This is a genomic window from Micromonospora sp. NPDC004336, assembly GCF_053602615.1.
Window position 1 is genome coordinate 59,945 of sequence record NZ_JBSGDY010000009.1, and the last position, 16,002, is coordinate 75,946.

Below are 16,002 nucleotides of genomic sequence, written 5' to 3' on the forward strand. Positions count from 1 at the left end.
CACCGGCTGGCCCCGCCGTCCGAGCACCGGCTGGCCCCGCCGTCCGAGCACCGGCGTAACGCGGCGGCCGAGCACCGGCTCGTCCCGGCGGTCGAGCACCGGCGCAACGCGGCGGCCGAGCACCGGCCGGCGGCAGGGCCACGGACGAACGTGCCGGGCGGGTCGGGCCGGCGGCCGGCGAACGCCCCCGCGTCGGGCGGCCGGCACCGCCTGCCGGCGAAGTAGCCACCTCCGCCCGAGCCGCCCCGGCCCGGTCGCGCTTTCACCTGATGGACGTCGCGTGGGTCCGGCGGCGCCGGCACCTCCGCCGCCGGTAGCGTGGTCGCACATGACGGTCGTGCATCCGATCGCCCGGGCCTGGATCACCACTGGCGGCACCGGCGCGCAGAACTACGACGAGTTCGCCGACGACGCGGAGATCACCGCGATCATCGAGGCGAACCCGCACAGTGCCCTCGGCATCGAGATGCCGCACCGGGCCCCGGAGAGCGTGGGCAAGTCCTTCCTCGACGCCCTGCCGGACGCGGTGGCCCGCCTCGCCGAGGCCAAGGCCGACGGCAGCTACACCCCGGCCGAGCAGGTCGTGGTCCTCTACCGGATCAGCGCCCCGGGGGAGGAGACGGCGTACGGGCTCTGGGCGATGACCGACACCGACCAGATCTCCACCCGGGCCGACGAGCCCGGCCTGGTCATCCGCAACGAGGACGTCTTCATCGCCAAGGTGCGGGAGCGGGTGGCGCTGGCCGAGGCGCTGGGCCACCTGCTCTCGCCCGTACTCCTGCTCCAGACCGGGCGCGGCGACGAGCTGCACGCCGCGCTCGCGGCGGCGACCGACGCGGCCGGGGCGCCCGCGGCGACCGACACCGACCAGGCCGGCCGCACCCACGCCATCTGGCTGCTCGGCCCCGGCCCGCAGCAGGACGAGCTGACCGCCCTCGCCGGCGGCGGCGAGCTGGTCGTGGCCGACGGCAACCACCGCAGCCTCGCCGCGCAGACCGGCGGGCTGCCGCGCTTCCTGTCGGTGATCACGACGCCGGCGTCGGTGGCGATCCAGCCCTACAACCGCCTCGTCAGCGAGCTGACCACCACCGCCGACGAGCTGCTCGACCGGCTCCGCGCCGCCGGCGCCGAGATCACCGATCTCGACGGCCCGGTCGAGGTCCCGGCGGCCGGCGGCACCGTCCACCTCCGGCTGGCCGGCCGGGGGTACGCGGTCACCCTGCCGCACGTCGGCGGCGGCCGGCTGGAGAACCTGGACCACGCGCTGGTCGAGCGGCTGCTGCTGCGCGACGCCCTCGGGCTCGACCCGGGCGACAAGCGGATCACCTACGTCGGCGGCGACTACCCGGCGAGCTGGCTGACCGGCGAGGTCGACGCGGGCCGGGCCGAGCTGGCCGTCCTGATCGCCCCGGTGACGGTGGACGACTTCGTGGCCGTCAACCTGGCGCGGGAGAAGATGCCGCGCAAGAGCACCTGGTTCACGCCGAAGGCCCGCGGCGGCCTGGTGGTCGCCGAGCTGTCCCGCTGAGTTGTGACGAATCCGCCCCGGGGCGCCGCCCGCGCGGTGTCCCGGGCGCGTGCCCTGAGAGACTTCGCGGTATGCGCGTCTACCTGGGATCCGACCACGCCGGTTTCGAGTTGAAGGTGCACCTGGTCAACCACCTGACCAAGGAGGGGTACGACGTCGTCGACGTCGGCCCGCACGCCTTCGACCCGGACGACGACTACCCGGCCTTCTGCCTGCACACCGGTGACCGGGTGGTGGCGGACGCCGGCAGCCTCGGGGTGGTCATCGGCGGCTCCGGCAACGGCGAGCAGATCGCCGCGAACAAGGTGGCCGGCGTCCGGGCGGCCCTCGCCTGGAGCATCGAGACCGCCCAGCTCGCCCGCGAGCACAACGACGCGAACATCGTCGCGGTCGGCGCCCGCCAGCACACCCTGGACGAGGCGACCGCCATCGTCGAGGCGTTCCTGACCACCCCGTTCTCCGGCAACGAGCGGCACGCCCGCCGGATCGGCCAGATGGCCGCCTACGAGCGCACCCGCCAGCTTCCCGACCTGCCCTGACCTGCGCCGGCCCGGGTTCAGCGGCGGGGCAGGTCCTCCCGGGGGGTCCAGTTCCGGCGGATGACCACCACGCGCTCCTCGGCCCGGGCCAGGTCCTCGTCGGTCGGCCGGGCGGCGTCGCGGGCCCGCATGGCGGCGGTCACGTTCACCTGCGACGAGCCGGAGCCGACCAGGCCGCGCAGGCCGCGCTCGCCCTCGTCGCCGGGGCCGCCCCGGCGGGCGCGCGGGGGCTCGCCGCCGTCGTGCACGCTCGCGGTCGAGGTCTGCGGCGCCTCGGTCGCGCCCGCGTCGCCCGAGTGCCGTAGCCGGCGCCGCCGTCGCTCCACGTCCCCCATCAGCCGACCGTACCGCCCGCGATCCACGCTCGCAGGCCCGGCCGTCGGCGCGGGGGGCGGGGAGGAGGCGGCGGCGCGGGCCGTCGACCTGACCGGCGGTGGGGGATTCGTCACGCCGCCGTGCCCGTCGGCCGGTGCGGGATCGGCGACCGGTTTGCCGGCTGGCTACCCTCGGAACCGGACGGCGGCCGATGGTCGCCGTCGCTCCAGGGGAGGGGACGAGATGGCCGACCAGACGCAGCCGTGGGCGGAGCGGACCGTCGAGGTGCCGCCGCAGCCCGGTGTCGGGGTGCCGCCGCAGCGGGACGCGTACCGGCGGGGGGTCGCCTCGGTGGGGCAGCCCCGGACTGCGCGCACCGAGCCGTTCCCCGTCGTCGAGCAGGAGCCGACCGGCACGGGCTGGCCCGGCGCGCAGGCGCCCCGGCGGCCGCTGAGCTGGCACGTCGCGCAGCTTCGGCGCGGCGGCGAGTGGAGCGCGGCGGGTGCGCTCTTCGCGTTCGTCTGCTGGGGGATCTGGGCGATCTCCGGCGGGGGCGACCTGGCCGGGCCGCTGCTGATCTTCGTGCTGAGCCTGCTGGTGGCGGCCGGTCTGTTCGCGTTGGCCCGGCTGCTCGGCCGGCTGGTGCTGGAGCGGCAGCTGGGCCGGGTGCGGCGCAGCGCGCGCGGCGCGCACCTGGTCACCGCGGTCTTCCTGACCGGCCTCGGGATCGCCTACCTCCAGCAGACCGAGTGGGTCGTGTCCGCCTGGAACTGGATCAGCGGAAACTGACCGTACGCCCGGGCGGGTCGGCGTGGCGCCGCCCCGCCCGCGCGTCCGGCCGCGGGATGCCGCGACCCCGGTCGTTCTCCACTCCACCAGGTCGGCGGCTGCTTACCCGGCCGGCCGCGGATCATCCGCGTCCCGCCGGGCCGACCCACGCCGATCAGTGCTTGCCGCCGTGGCCCTCCGAGTCCGCCTTCGGGGAGGCGACCCGGGCGGCCGGGTCCTCGACGCCGGGCTCGCCGCCGTCGGGCGCGACCATCCCGTCGTAGTTGTAGACGGTGCCGTCCGCGCCGTGCTGCTGCGTCGTGCGGATGTAGCGGTGCATCATGCCGTCGATCTCGACCTCCAGGAGGGCGTCGCCGCCCGCGTCGATGGTGCTGCCGTCCCGGGGGCCGCCGATCAGGTGTGCCTTCGTGTTCGTGTCCATGGGGCAGCGGTACCCGGGGCGACCCGGCGCAAAACGGGCGGTCGCCGGTCGAGCGGGTCGCCGTCCGGCGCGCGGCGGTATGACCGACGCGGGATGAGCCGCGACATTGCCATTCATCGATATGCATTCATAGGATCTCCGCCATCGGTTGCCGGCGCGTCGACCCCCGCGCCGCGAAGGTTGGAGGCTCCCATGGTCCGTTGGCGCAGACTCATCGGCCGGATGGCCGCCGCGTTGGTCGCGGTCACCGCAGGCTCGTTCGTCCTGGCCGTGCCCGCGCAGGCCAAGCCCGCCTCCGACGTGACCCCGTACGTCGTCGGCGGCACCCTGGCCGCGCAGGGCGAGTTTCCCTTCATGGTCCGGCTCTCGATGGGCTGCGGCGGGGCCCTCTACAGCCCGCGCCTGGTGCTGACCGCCGCGCACTGCGTCGGCGGGACCGGCGCGAACACCAGCATCACCGCCACCCTCGGCGTGGTGGACCTCCAGTCGTCGAGCCGGATCCAGGTGCGGTCCAACTACGTCTACCGGGCGCCCGGCTACAACGGCAACGGCAAGGACTGGGCGCTGATCCGGCTGGCCACGCCGGTGACCACGCTGCCCACGCTCAACATCGCCACCAGCACGGCGTACGACAACGGCACCTTCACGGTCGCCGGGTGGGGCGCGACCCGGGAGGGCGGCGCGCAGCAGCGCTACCTGCGCAAGGCGACCGTGCCGTTCGTCAGCGACGCCACCTGCAACTCGTACTACGGCGGCCAGGTCATCGCGAGCGAGGAGATCTGTGCGGGCTACGCCAGCGGCGGCGTCGACACGTGCCAGGGCGACTCGGGTGGCCCGATGTTCCGGCGGGACGCGAACAACGCCTGGATCCAGGTCGGCATCACCAGCTGGGGCAACGGCTGTGCCCGGCCCAACTACCCCGGCGTCTACACCCAGGTGAGCACCTTCGCGTCGGCGATCGCCTCGGCGGCGGCCAGCCTCGGCGGCTGACGGCGGCGACGCCACGCGGGGACCCGACCGGCCCGTCCGGTCGGGTCCCTCCGTGTCCGTCCCGCGGGCGTCCGTGTCCGTCCCGCGGGGGCGTCCCGGCGCCGCGCCGACTACCGGACGTGATCCGCCCTGCTCGACCGTGCGGCGCGGGTGGGGCGCGCGACCCCCGTCGCGGGTCGACCCGGCCGGCGGCGGTCCGGCGCGGGCCCGCGGCCCGGACCGGGCGTACGCCGAGGATCGCCTGGTGGCCGCCCGTTTCCCGGGCCGTTCGGCCGGTCCCGGGCCGGGGCGGGCCAACCGGGCTCCGGTAAGTGATCGCCGTCGATGTAGCAGAAAGTTGCATATTCCCTACGGTCGATCAGACCTCTAGTGTCCATGACCGACGGCTGGCCATCGACCAACGCCGATAACTCTCGGTGTGCGTCGGGGCCGGCTCGGCTCCGTCCGCGGCTGTGTCCAGACGGCCGCGCGGGCTCGGGACAGGAGGCGTGATGAGGTCGGGCGACAGCGGGTCCGCGGCACCGGTTCCCGTCTCGGACACCTCGACGTACCGGTACACCGCCACCCGCCCGGCGGCGACCGGGCCGCACCCCGCGCCGGACCGGGCCGCCACGGCGGCCCTGGCCGCCGCGGAACTGCTCGACCGGCTGGGCCGCCGGACGCCGGTACGGGTCCGGACCGGCACGGTGGAACTCGACCTGCCGGCCTGGCCGGCGCGGGTGCACCGGATGCCCGGCGAGCGGGCCCGCGCCACGGTCCGCGCGTGCGCCGCCGCCGCGCCCGACCACGACGGCGCCGCGCCCGACCACGACGGCGCCGACCACGTCCTCGTGCTGCTCGACGGCGGATCGCCGGCGCCCGGCGGCGACACCCCGCCCGTGCTGCTCACCGTCGACGTCGCCGACGAGACCCTCGAAGTCGTCCTGCGCTGCGCCGCCGACGACCCGTGGTCGGCCGGCGGCGCCGCCGTGGCGGAGATGTTCGCCGAACTGCTCGCCGCGCTCCTCGCCGACCCCGCGCTGCCCTCCTCGCGGGCGTCGGCCCTCGGGCCCGCCTCCCGGGCGCTGGTCGAGCGCGCCGCCGGCCGCCGCCACGACGACGGGCCCTTCGAGGCCGTGCCCCGCCTGATCGAACACCGCGTCGACCTGCACCCGCACCGCCGGGCGGTGACGTTCCGGGGCCGCTCGCTGACCTACCGGGAGCTGGACGACCTGGCCAACGGCGTCGCCGCCGACCTCGCCGCCCGGGGCGTCGGCCGGGGCGACGTGGTGCCCGTCCTCCTCGCCGACGGCCTCGAACTGCCCGTCGTCGACCTGGCGCTGATGAAGCTCGGCGCGGCCTTCGTACCCGTCGATCCCGGCTGGCCGGCCGACCGGCTGCGCGCGTCGCTGCGGGTGATCCGGCCCCGGCTCGCCGTGGTCCGGGGCGGCGACCCGCGCCCCGACACCGGGGGCGTCGCCTGCCTGCCGGTCGACGTCGACGACGTCGCACCGACCCGCCGCCGGCCCGGGGTGCCCGTCGGCCCGGCCGACCTGATCTACGGCATCTTCACCTCCGGCACCACCGGCACCCCGAAGTGCGCGGTCAACCGGCACGACGGGATCGCCAACCGGTTCCGGTTCATGACCCGCTACTTCGCCGCGACCGGCGCCGAGGTGGTGCTGCAGAACAGCCGGCACACGTTCGACTCGTCGGTGTGGCAGATGTTCTGGCCGCTCACCACCGGCGGCCGGGTGGTGGTGCCCGTCGAGGGCGGCTTCCTCGACGTCGAGCGGACGATCCGGACGATCGCCGACGAGGCCGTCACGATGACCGACTTCGTGCCGAGCGTGCTCGGCGCGCTGGTGTCCGTGCTGGACCGCGACCCGGCCGCCCGCCGCGCCGTCGGCACGCTGCGGCACGTCATCGTCGGCGGCGAGGAGATCGACCCGTGGGCGGTGCACCGCCTGGCCGACCTCGTGCCGGGGGTGTCGGCCACCAACGGGTACGGCCCCACCGAGGCCTCCATCGGCATGGTCTTCCACACCGTCGCCCGCTCCGACGGCGACGTCATCCCCATCGGCCGGCCCATCGACAACTGCTACGCGGCCGTGGTCGACGCCGAGCTTCGCCCGCTGCCGCCCGGCGCGACCGGAGAGATCGTCATCGGCGGGATCTGCCTCGGCGAGGGATACCTCGGCGACCCGGCCCGCACCGCCGAGGTGTTCGTCCCCAACCCGCTGTCCGGCATCCCCGGCCCCCGGCTCTACCGCACCGGGGACCTCGGCCGCCTCGCCGCCGACGGCCGGCTGCACTTCGCCGGCCGGCGCGACTTCCAGCTCAAGGTCAACGGCGTCCGGATCGAGGCGGGCGAGATCGAGACCGCCGCCACCCGCCTGCCCGGCGTACGGCAGGCGAAGGTCCTGGTGGCCCGGGAGGGCAGGGCGAAGTCGCTGGCCCTCTTCGTCGCCGCCGAACCGGGCGTGACCGAGCCGGCGGTGCGGGCGCACCTGCGCCGGCTGCTGCCCCGGCCCCACGTCCCCCGGCACGTCGTGCTGCGCGACGCGCTGCCGCTGACCGGCAACGGCAAGGTCGACCGGCGGGCGCTGGAGAGCTGGCTCGACCGTACGCTCGCCGACCGGGCGCGCGCCGCCGCCGCCCGCGCCGAGGCGCGGACGCTGCCCGACCGGGTGCTGGCGGTGTTCCGGAGCGTTCTCGGCCGGCCGGACCTCGGGCCCGACACCGACTTCCTCGACGCGGGGGGCGACTCGCTCCAGGCCCTCGACGTGGTGACCGCGCTCGGCGCGGACCACCGCGTCCGGGTCGGCGTCCAGGACCTCTTCGCCCACCCCACCGCCGCCCGTCTCGCCCGGACGATCGCCGCGCGGCTGGGCGCGGCCGATCCCGCCGAGACCGAGGCCGAGCTGGTGGAGCGCGACGCGGCCGTCCCGGCCGACCTGCCGGTGCGGCCCGTGGCCCGGCGCCGGTCGCCGCGCACCGTCCTCGTCACCGGCGCCACCGGGTTCGTCGGCGCGCGGCTGGTGCACGAGCTGCTCGCCACGACCGACGTGCGGGTGCTCTGCCTCGCCCGGGCGGCCGACGACGCCGGGGCCACCGCCCGCGTGGTCGGGGCGCTGACCGAGCGGGGGCTGTGGCGCCCGGGCCACACCCCGCGCCTGCGCGGGTACGCCGCCGACCTGGCCCGGCCGTCCCTCGGCCTGGACCCGGACGCCTGGGCCCGGCTGGCCCACGACTGCGACCTCGTGCTGCACGCCGGCGCCCTGGTCAACTTCCTGTTCGACTACCGGGCCCACCGCGCGGCGAACGTCCTCGGCACCGCCGAGCTGCTTCGGCTGGCCCTGACCGGCCGGCCGAAGCCGCTGCACCACGTCTCCACCCTCGGCGTGCTCGACACCGAGGCGGCCCGCCGCCCCGAACCGCTGCCCGAGGGGTGCGACCCGGCCCTCGCCGTCGCGCCGACCAGCGGCTACAGCCGGTCGAAGTGGGTGGCAGAGCGGTATCTCGCCGAGGCCCGGCGGCGCGGCGCCACGGTCACCGTGCTGCGCCTCGGCGAGGTGATGCCCGCCGCGGACGACGGCGTGCCCAACCCCCGGGCGCTGACCCACCTGCTGCTGGCCGCCTGCCACCGGCTGCGGATGCGTCCCGACGCGCCGGTGCGCTCCGACTGGACGCCGGTGGACTGGGCCGCCCGGCGGATCGTCGCCACCGTCGTCGACCCCCGGCGGTGGGGCGGCACGCTGCACGTCCTGCACCCGGTGAGCGTCGACTTCACCGACCTGCCGCTGGCCGGCACGGCCGCCCTGCCCCGGGTGAGCTGCGTGCGTTTCGTGGCGGCGCTGCGCGAGGCGGCGACCGACGGCGACCGGGCCGCCGCCGTGCTGCTCGCGCTCTTCCCGCCCGGCGCCGGCGCCGACGAGCAGCGGCTGCGGGCGGTCTTCGCGACGCTGCTCACCGACAACCCCCGGCTGTTCCGCCGCGACGGCTGCGCCGAACTGGAACGGCGCCGGGGCTTCACCGACCACCGGCTCGGGCCGTCCGTCGACGCCTACCGGGCGTGGCTGGGCGAGCACGAGCGGCGGGACGCCGACCGGCTGCTGCTGCCGGCGGGACCAGGCTGACCGGCCGCGCGGGGGCGCGGCGACCGGCACGGATGAGGGAGTGGGATGCGATATCGCAGGATGGGTCGGCTCGGCTGGCAGGTCAGCGAGGTCGGGTACGGGATGTGGGGCATCGGCGGCGGACCGGGCGGGTTCACCGGCTGGGACTACGACACCGCGCCGGCCTGCCTCGACGAGGCGGTCGAACGGGGCTGCAACTTCTTCGACACCGCCTGGGTCTACGGGCGGGGCGTCAGCGAGCGGCTGCTCGGCGCCCTGGTCCGCCGGCACCCCGACCGCCGCCTCTTCCTGGCCACCAAGATCCCGCCGAAGAACCGGGAGTGGCCGCCCGGCCCGCAGGACACCCTGGACGACGTCTTCCCGGTCGACCACATCCGCGAGTACACCCACCGCAGCCTGGAGAACCTGGGCGTGGACCGGATCGACCTGCTCCAGTTCCACGTCTGGGAGGACCGCTGGGCCTCCGACGGCCGCTGGCAGGAGGCCGTGGCGGACCTCAAGCGGGAGGGCCTGGTCGACGGCGTCGGGATCAGCGTCAACCGGTGGGAGCCGACGAACTGCCACGCCGCCCTCGACACCGGGCTGATCGACGTCGTCCAGGTCATCTACAACATCTTCGACCAGGCCCCCGAGGACGAGCTGCTGCCCCGCGCGCAGCGCGACGACATCGCCATCATCGCCCGGGTCCCGTTCGACGAGGGGACGCTGACGGGCACGCTGACCGCCGACAGCACCTGGCCGGAGGAGGACTGGCGCAGCACGTACTTCGGGCCGGAGAACCTGCTGCCCAGCGTGGAGCGCGCCGAGCGGCTGGCCGCCGACGTGCCGGCGGGGATGACCATGCCGGAGCTGGCGCTGCGGTTCATCCTGCACCACTCGGCGGTGAGCACGGTGATCCCCGGCATGCGCCGGGTCGAGCACGTCCGCGCCAACCTGGCGGTGAGCGACGGCGCGCCGCTGGAGGCCGGGCTGCTGGACCGGCTGCGCGGCCACCGCTGGGACCGCAAGCCCACCTGGTGGTCCCAGTGAGGCCCGTCCGCCGCCCCGGCGCCGCGCCCGCCGGGCGGTACGGGGGCCCGGCATGCCGGTGATCGCCATGTGGGCGCATCCCCGCGCGCTCTCCACCGCGTTCCTGCGCATGATGATCGCCCGCGGTGACGTGACGGTCGTGCACGAGCCGCTGGTGACCCTCGTCGACGAGGGGCACGTCGACCTGCCCACCGCCGACGGCGGCACCGTCACCGTGACCGAGCCGGCCGCCGTCGTCGCGCACCTGACCGCGCTGGGCCGGGACCGGACGGTCTTCGTCAAGGACACCCTGGAGTACCGCTACCAGCACCTGTTCGACGATCCCGCGGCGATCGCCGACGTCACGCACACGTTCATCGTCCGCGAACCGGCCCGCACGATCAGCTCGCACTACGCGATCAAACCCACGGTGACCTGCCCCGAGATCGGCTTCGAGCACCAGTGGGAGCTGTTCGACCTGGTCCGCCGGACCGCCCGCCGGCCCCCGGTGGTGATCCGGGCCGAGGACCTGCTGCGCCGGCCCGCCGAGACGGTGGCGGCCTGGTGCGCCGCGGTCGGGCTGCCGTTCCGGCCCGAGGCGCTGAGCTGGGCGCCGGGGGAGCGCGCCGAGTGGCGGCGCACCCGCAAATGGCACCTCGACGTCGAACGGACCTCCGGCTTCTCGCCGGTCGCCAAGTCCTTCGCGGTGACCGTCGAGAACGACGACACCCTGCGCGCGTACCACGACCACCACCAGCCCTTCTACCAGCGGCTGATCCGGCACGCCATCTGCATCGGGGAGGACTCATGACCACCACCGCCGCGCCGCCCGTGACCGCGTCGTCGACGCTGTCGCCCGGCGAGCTGTTCGCCCGCGCGTACGCCGACGACCCCGCCGGCGCCGAGGTGCGCTTCGACTACACCATCACCGACGCCTTCCAGCCGACCAAGGAACGCCCCCGGGTCACCGTCCGCAACCTGTTCCGCAAGCGGTCGGTCGGGATGGACCCGGTGCGGTTCTGGTGCGAGGGTCGGCCCGACGCGGGCGAGGCCGCCGCCGTGCACGAGTCGGGCCTGCGCCGGGAGGCCGCCTTCCGGTTCGGCACCGCCACGGCCGGCGTGCACCCGATCCGGGCCTGGGTGCGCGTCCCCGACGAACTCGCCGACGACCCGGAGGCGCTGGCCGTCTTCGTCGACTACCGGCTGCTGGTCCGGCTGGCCACGGCCGAGAACCAGGCGCTGACCATCGGCGAGGGCGGCCTGCTGCGGCACCCGGAGATCGCACGGCTGCCGTACCGGCACGACTGGCTCAGCGGCCTGCTCGCCGCCTGCGACGAGATCGAGCAGACCGGGGCCACCCCGCACGCGATGATCGTCAACCCGAGGGACTACTACACCCACCTGCTCGGGCGGGGCGCGCTGCTGGCGGACCTGACCCGCAACGGCGTGCAGATCAGCCGCACCCGGATGGTGGCCCCGGGCGAGGCGGTGGTGGGCGACTTCGCGATGGCGGCGCGCCTGCTGGACGCCGGTCGCTCGGCGATCCGCGTCGGGACCCCGCCGCCGGGCACCTTCGCCACCGACGGCCCGGCCGTCTGCGCCGAGATCCACGAGGGGCTGGCCGTGCACCTGCCGACCCACTTCTTCCACGTCGTACCGGCCTAGGAGCGTCGCCGCATGACCACCACCGGCGGGAAACTCGCGTTCTACCGGCCCATCGTGCCGCTCTTCGCCGCCATCTTCCTGTGCCTGCTCGGCGTCGGCGCGTCCCTGGCGGTGCTGCCCTTCTACGTCCTCGACGAGCTCGACGGCAGCCGGGTCGAGGTGGGCGTGGTGATCGCCGCGATCGCGGTCTCCGCCGTGATCGCCCGACCCGTCGCGGGCCGGTTCGGCGACCGGCACGGGTACCGGACGGTGATGCTGGCCGGCGCGGCGGTCTGCGCGGCCGCCGGCGCGGCGTACCTGATGGCCGGCAACGTGGGCGTGCTGGTCGGCGTGCGGGTGCTGCACGGCGTGGGCGAGGCGGCCGTCTACACCGCCGGCGCGGCCTGGCTGGTGGCGGTGGCGCCGGCCGACCGGCGCGGCCGGGTCGTCGGCCTGTACGGCATCCACATGTGGCTGGGCATCACGCTCGGCGCCCTGCTCGGCGCGGTGCTGCTGCGCACCTCGGGCGGCTATCCGGCGGTGTGGCTGTTCGCGGTCGGAACGGCGGCGGCCGGGGCCGCGCTCGTCGCCGCCCGCCCGCGCCCGGAACAGCCGGCCCCGAAGGGCCGGGCCGGCATCCTGCCGCGCAGCGCGGTGGCCCCCGGGGTCGCGCTCTCCCTGGCCGGCTTCGGCTACGCCGCGCTGGCCGCGTTCGTGGCCCTGCACCTGGCCGACCGGGGCATCGAGAACGGCATCGCCGCGTTCAACGCGTTCGGCTTCACCTACGTCGGGGTGCGGCTGTTCGTGGGCGGGCTGCCCGACCGGCTCGGCGCCGGCCGGGTGGCGGTCGGGTCGGCCCTGGTGGAGGCGGTGGGGCTGCTCCTGGTCGCGGTCGCGCCGAACCTGGTCGTCGCGGTCGTCGGCGGGCTGGTGATCGGCGCCGGGCTCTCGCTGCTCTTCCCGGCGCTGGCCCTGCTGGTGATCAACCGGACGGACCCGGCGCACCAGGGTGCGGCGCTCGGCGCGTTCACGTCGTTCTGGGACATCGGCCTGGTGGCGGGGGCGCCCCTGGCCGGCCTGGTCGCCAGCGTGGCCGGCTACCCGGCGGTCTTCCAGGTGATGCTGGTGGCGGCCCTGATGTCGGCCGCCCTCTCGGCCTGGACGATGCTCCCCCGCCGCACCCTGACCCCGCAGCCCTGACGGCGGGGTGGGCCGCACCCTGAGCCCGCAGCCCCGACGGCGGGGTCGGCCGCACCCGACCCCGCACCCCTGCCGGCCGCACCCTGACCCCGCACCCTCGACGGCGGGGTCAGGGGAAGCGGGTGGGGGAGAGGGGGGCGGGGTCGACGGGGGGCGGGGCGTCGACCGCCAGCGCGGCGAGCAGGGCGCCGGCCGCCGGCGAGGTCTGGACGCCGTAGCCGCCGAGCCCGGCCATCCAGAGGAACCCCGGCGCGTCGGCCGCCGGGCCGATCACGGGGACGTCGTCCGGGGCAGCGGTCCGCAGCCCGGCCCAGGGCTGGTGGACGCGACGGATCCGAAGCGTGGTCGCCGCCTGCACCCGCTCGGCGCCGATCGCCACGTCGAGGTCGTCGGGGCGGGCGTCGCCGGGCGGCACCGGGGTGGTGTCGCACGGCGAGACCAGCAGGCGTCCCGACTCCGGCTTGAAGTAGAAGCTGCCGTCGACGTCGTTGACCATCGGCCAGTCCGCCGCCGGGACGCCGGCCGGCGCGTCCACCAGGAAGGCGGTGCGCCGCAGCGGCGTCAACCCCATCGGGCGTACGCCGGCCGCTGCCGCGACCTCGTCGGCCCAGGCGCCCGCCGCGTTGACGACGACCCGGGCGGCGAACTCGCCGGCGTCCGTGTCCACCCGCCATCCGCCGCCGTCGCGCCGCAGCCGGCGTACCCGCGCGCCGCACACGATCCGGCCGCCGGCCGCCCGGACGCCCCGCAGGTAGCCCTGGTGCAGCGCCGCGACGTCGAGATCCCGCGCGGCGGGCTTCACCATCGCCCGCCGGCACCACCCCGCCCGCACGACGGGGCAGTGCCGGGGCACGTCGGCGACGTCGATCTCGCGGGCCGGCGGGTCGACGTCGGCGCCGTCGCGCAGCGCCGCCTCGAAGGCGTCCTCGCTGCCCGGCGGGCAGAGGCTGAGCACGCCGCGCGGGGTGAGCAGCGGGTGCTCGGCGAATCCGGGCGGCGGCGCGGCGAGGAAGCCCCGGCTGGCCCGGGTCAGGGCGCGCACCGCCGGCCCGCCGTAGTACTCGGAGAACACCGCGGCCGAGCGACCGGTGGAGTGCCGGCCGGGAACCTGCTCCATCTCCAGCAGCACCACGGTCCCGTACGCGGCGAGGTGGTGTCCGGCGCTGGCGCCCGCGATGCCCCCACCGATGACGAGATAGTCGTTCATCGATTGAACGGTAGTCGGCGGACCCGGCGGGGGCAAGGGTCGACGGATGTCGATCGAACCGGCCGTCGGGCCGGCGTGCTCCGCCGCCCCGACGGCCGGTGCCCGCGGGATCAGGGGCCGCAGTAGAGCAGGCGGTTCGGCGTGCCGCTGACCGTTCCGGTGACCACGCCGACCGTCGCCCGGCCGGTCAGGTGGGCCGCCACCTGCGCCGGGCTCCAGGTCGGGTTGGCCGAGAGGGCGAGCGCGGCGCACCCGGCCACGTGCGCGGCGGCCATCGACCCGCCGCTGAGGATCATCACGGCTCCGTCGCCGGAGTACCAGGTGGACGTGATGTTCGCGCCGGGGGCGTACAGGTCCAGGCAGCTGCCGTAATTGCCGCTCGGCATCCGGGCGTCGGCGCTGGTGGTGCCGGCCACCGTCAGCGCCGCCGGCACCCGGGCGGGGGAGTAGTTGCAGGCGTTGGCGTTCGAGCTGCCCGCCGTGACCACGTAGGTGACGCCGGCCGCGATCGACCGGTTGACCGCGGCGTCCAGCGCCGTGCTGGCCCCGCCGCCGAGCGCCAGCAGCGCCACCGCCGGGCGGACGGCGTTCGCGGTGACCCAGTCCACCCCGGCGATCACCTGGGCGAAGGTGCCGCTGCCGGCGCAGTTGAGCACCCGCACCGGGCGCAACTGGATCTCCTTGGCCACCCCGTGCCGCGTGCCGCCGATTGTGCCGGCCAGGTGGGTGCCGTGGCCGTTGCAGTCGTCCGCCGGGCCGCCGTCGACGAGGTCGACCCCCACGCCGGCCCGGCCGCCGAAGTCGCCGTGGGTGCCCCGCAGGCCCGTGTCGACGACGTACGCGTGCACGTTGTGCGCGGTGTTCGGGTAGGCGTACCGGCCGTCGAGCGGGAGGGTGCGCTGGTCGATCCGGTCCAGCCCCCAGGACGGCGGGCCGAGCTGGACGCCCGGCCCGACGAGGGTCACCACCCGGTCCCGCTCCACGTACGCCACGGCCGGGTCGGCGGCGAGCCGGCGGGCCGCCCGCTCCGACAGGCGGGCCTGGAAGCCGGTGACCGCGTGACCGTAGACGTGACCGACGGAGGCGCCGTACCGCTCGGCGAGCCGGTCCGCGACGCCCCTGACCGCCGACCGCCGGTCGCCGGCCCGGCCCACCGCGCCGTCCTCCCTGAGCACCACGACGTAGCCGTCCGCCACGGCGGCCGGGTCGTCGGCGTACCGGATCGTGCCGCCGGGGGCCGCGGTCGCGGGCGCGCCCACGGTGGCGACGACCGTGGCGGCGACGGCGAGCACGCCCACCGCGCGGGCCCGCCACCGTCGGGTACGGGGAGATGTCATGCCGGTCCTCCTCCTGTCGGCCCCGCGCCGGCTCGTGACCGGGGCGCGGGGCGGCCTGGCCGTTGAGAGGAGGCTATCGATTACATAGATCGATCTGAATTGTTCGTCCGGGATCCGCTAGCTGTCGGCGAACCGGTGGAGCACGAAGTCCTTCCCGGCGCCGCAGGCGATCACGCTGGTGTTCCACGAGCACGACTCGCTGCGTACGTCCTGGAGCTGGCCCAGCTCGGTGACGTCGCCGGAGCCGACCGCCACCCCGGCGACGCTGCGGTCGTCCTCCGCCGGGCTCGGCGGGTCGGCGAAGACCAGCAGGTTTCCCGCGTCGAGCCGGACCGCCACCCCGGGTCGGTCCGGCAGCACCGCGCGACCGTCCGGGCCGAACAGCGTGCTCGTCGACTTCGGCGACGTCCGGCGCACGAGCAGGTGCTCGCCGAGCGGCACCAGCCTGGTGGCCCCCGGCGCCGGCCAGTGGGCCGCCTTCTTCTCGGTCGCCGCCACCACCTCGGTGCTCTCGTCGTCGCCGCCGGTGGTCTCCAGCAGGCACGCCCGGTGCTCGCCGCAGGGCACCAGCGCCTTCGGCCGCTTCCGGTCGCCCGCCGCCGTGTGCAGCACCCTCGGCTGGGCGTCGGTCGACAGGTCGTACGCGAGCAACTGGTAGTTGGCCTCGTCGCGGGCGACGTAGACGCGGTCCTCGTGCGCCACCACGAGGTCGTCGTGGTCGGCCACGCCGGCGCGGCTCTGGACGACGCGGCCGCTGCCCATGTCGAGGATCCGCACGGAACGGTCCGCGCCCACCTGCACGATCCGGCGGACCTCGCCGCGCCACGGGTCGCGCGGTGAGCCGTCGACGAAGGCCGGCCCGCCCAGCGCCTCCTCGGTGGTGACCGGGGGCGTGACGACCGATGC

Annotated in this window: 14 protein-coding genes and 1 pseudogene; 10 read left to right on the plus strand and 5 right to left on the minus strand. The window is 75.9% G+C overall.

Translation table 11 applies throughout. From position 1 onward, the window contains the following. The 3 genes from ACWENR_RS04055 to ACWENR_RS04065 form a co-directional block, all read left to right on the plus strand. Nucleotides 1-225: hypothetical protein (locus ACWENR_RS04055; RefSeq protein WP_452275570.1), on the plus strand; the 225-nt coding region annotated here is incomplete at its 5' end. A 103-nt stretch (nucleotides 226-328) separates the two neighbouring features. Next, the gene (locus ACWENR_RS04060; protein ID WP_452275571.1) at nucleotides 329-1,528 is read left to right on the plus strand and encodes a DUF1015 family protein; all 1,200 of its coding nucleotides are present in this window, start codon (nucleotides 329-331) and stop codon (nucleotides 1,526-1,528) included. 71 nt (nucleotides 1,529-1,599) lie between these two features. After that, nucleotides 1,600-2,067: a ribose-5-phosphate isomerase gene (locus ACWENR_RS04065; protein ID WP_452275572.1), complete on the plus strand. Its 468-nt coding sequence runs from the start codon at nucleotides 1,600-1,602 to the stop codon at nucleotides 2,065-2,067. Between the two features lie 17 nt (nucleotides 2,068-2,084). Here the strand turns inward: ACWENR_RS04065 and ACWENR_RS04070 are convergent, their stop codons facing one another. Then, nucleotides 2,085-2,402 carry a hypothetical protein gene (locus ACWENR_RS04070; RefSeq protein ID WP_452275573.1) on the minus strand — a complete coding sequence of 106 codons (318 nt, stop codon included), beginning with the start codon at nucleotides 2,400-2,402 and terminating at the stop codon, nucleotides 2,085-2,087. 223 nt (nucleotides 2,403-2,625) lie between these two features. Between ACWENR_RS04070 and ACWENR_RS04075 the strand changes: the two genes are divergently transcribed. After that, nucleotides 2,626-3,171, plus strand: a complete 546-nt coding sequence (locus tag ACWENR_RS04075) for a hypothetical protein (protein ID WP_452275574.1) — start codon at nucleotides 2,626-2,628, stop codon at nucleotides 3,169-3,171. Nucleotides 3,172-3,325: 154 nt separating this feature from the next. On the opposite strand, the gene ACWENR_RS04080 is transcribed toward ACWENR_RS04075, so the two are convergent. After that, the gene (locus tag ACWENR_RS04080) at nucleotides 3,326-3,592 is read right to left on the minus strand and encodes a hypothetical protein (protein WP_452275575.1); all 267 of its coding nucleotides are present in this window, start codon (nucleotides 3,590-3,592) and stop codon (nucleotides 3,326-3,328) included. Nucleotides 3,593-3,784: 192 nt separating this feature from the next. On the opposite strand from ACWENR_RS04080, the gene ACWENR_RS04085 reads away from it, so the two are divergent. The 6 genes from ACWENR_RS04085 (at nucleotide 3,785) to ACWENR_RS04110 (ending at nucleotide 12,552) form a co-directional block, all read left to right on the plus strand. After that, nucleotides 3,785-4,582, plus strand: coding sequence for a S1 family peptidase (locus ACWENR_RS04085; RefSeq protein WP_452275576.1), 798 nt, complete (start codon nucleotides 3,785-3,787; stop codon nucleotides 4,580-4,582). A 491-nt stretch (nucleotides 4,583-5,073) separates the two neighbouring features. Further along, nucleotides 5,074-8,700 (plus strand): non-ribosomal peptide synthetase, encoded by a 3,627-nt coding sequence (locus ACWENR_RS04090; RefSeq protein ID WP_452275577.1) that lies wholly within the window; start codon nucleotides 5,074-5,076, stop codon nucleotides 8,698-8,700. A gap of 45 nt (nucleotides 8,701-8,745) precedes the next feature. Further along, nucleotides 8,746-9,729 (plus strand): aldo/keto reductase, encoded by a 984-nt coding sequence (locus ACWENR_RS04095; RefSeq protein ID WP_452275578.1) that lies wholly within the window; start codon nucleotides 8,746-8,748, stop codon nucleotides 9,727-9,729. Between the two features lie 52 nt (nucleotides 9,730-9,781). Then, nucleotides 9,782-10,519: a sulfotransferase-like domain-containing protein gene (locus tag ACWENR_RS04100; protein ID WP_452275579.1), complete on the plus strand. Its 738-nt coding sequence runs from the start codon at nucleotides 9,782-9,784 to the stop codon at nucleotides 10,517-10,519. Beyond that, nucleotides 10,516-11,373, plus strand: coding sequence for a family 3 encapsulin nanocompartment shell protein (locus ACWENR_RS04105; protein ID WP_452275580.1), 858 nt, complete (start codon nucleotides 10,516-10,518; stop codon nucleotides 11,371-11,373). The genes ACWENR_RS04100 and ACWENR_RS04105 overlap by 4 nt, the downstream gene beginning before the upstream one ends. A 12-nt stretch (nucleotides 11,374-11,385) precedes the next feature. Next, entirely contained in the window at nucleotides 11,386-12,552 is a 1,167-nt protein-coding gene (locus tag ACWENR_RS04110) for an MFS transporter (protein WP_452275581.1), read from the plus strand. A gap of 109 nt (nucleotides 12,553-12,661) precedes the next feature. Here ACWENR_RS04110 and ACWENR_RS04115 read toward each other — a convergent pair whose 3' ends face one another. The 3 genes and pseudogenes from ACWENR_RS04115 to ACWENR_RS04125 all read right to left on the minus strand — a co-directional run. Beyond that, the gene (locus ACWENR_RS04115) at nucleotides 12,662-13,759 is read right to left on the minus strand and encodes an NAD(P)/FAD-dependent oxidoreductase (protein ID WP_452275582.1); all 1,098 of its coding nucleotides are present in this window, start codon (nucleotides 13,757-13,759) and stop codon (nucleotides 12,662-12,664) included. Nucleotides 13,760-13,869: 110 nt separating this feature from the next. Then, nucleotides 13,870-15,096, minus strand: a complete 1,227-nt coding sequence (locus tag ACWENR_RS04120) for a S8 family peptidase (protein ID WP_452275583.1) — start codon at nucleotides 15,094-15,096, stop codon at nucleotides 13,870-13,872. 117 nt (nucleotides 15,097-15,213) lie between these two features. Then, nucleotides 15,214-16,002: pseudogene (locus ACWENR_RS04125) on the minus strand (Hsp70 family protein); the annotation flags it as partial.

Bases quoted from the DNA above. Each gene is read 5' to 3' on its own strand.
- ACWENR_RS04060 (WP_452275571.1), top strand. From the start codon at position 329: ATGACGGTCGTGCATCCGATCGCCCGGGCCTGGATCACCACTGGCGGC.
- ACWENR_RS04065 (WP_452275572.1), top strand. From the start codon at position 1,600: ATGCGCGTCTACCTGGGATCCGACCACGCCGGTTTCGAGTTGAAGGTG.
- ACWENR_RS04070 (WP_452275573.1), bottom strand. From the start codon at position 2,402: ATGGGGGACGTGGAGCGACGGCGGCGCCGGCTACGGCACTCGGGCGAC.
- ACWENR_RS04075 (WP_452275574.1), top strand. From the start codon at position 2,626: ATGGCCGACCAGACGCAGCCGTGGGCGGAGCGGACCGTCGAGGTGCCG.
- ACWENR_RS04080 (WP_452275575.1), bottom strand. From the start codon at position 3,592: ATGGACACGAACACGAAGGCACACCTGATCGGCGGCCCCCGGGACGGC.
- ACWENR_RS04085 (WP_452275576.1), top strand. From the start codon at position 3,785: ATGGTCCGTTGGCGCAGACTCATCGGCCGGATGGCCGCCGCGTTGGTC.
- ACWENR_RS04090 (WP_452275577.1), top strand. From the start codon at position 5,074: ATGAGGTCGGGCGACAGCGGGTCCGCGGCACCGGTTCCCGTCTCGGAC.
- ACWENR_RS04095 (WP_452275578.1), top strand. From the start codon at position 8,746: ATGCGATATCGCAGGATGGGTCGGCTCGGCTGGCAGGTCAGCGAGGTC.
- ACWENR_RS04100 (WP_452275579.1), top strand. From the start codon at position 9,782: ATGCCGGTGATCGCCATGTGGGCGCATCCCCGCGCGCTCTCCACCGCG.
- ACWENR_RS04105 (WP_452275580.1), top strand. From the start codon at position 10,516: ATGACCACCACCGCCGCGCCGCCCGTGACCGCGTCGTCGACGCTGTCG.
- ACWENR_RS04110 (WP_452275581.1), top strand. From the start codon at position 11,386: ATGACCACCACCGGCGGGAAACTCGCGTTCTACCGGCCCATCGTGCCG.
- ACWENR_RS04115 (WP_452275582.1), bottom strand. From the start codon at position 13,759: ATGAACGACTATCTCGTCATCGGTGGGGGCATCGCGGGCGCCAGCGCC.
- ACWENR_RS04120 (WP_452275583.1), bottom strand. From the start codon at position 15,096: ATGACATCTCCCCGTACCCGACGGTGGCGGGCCCGCGCGGTGGGCGTG.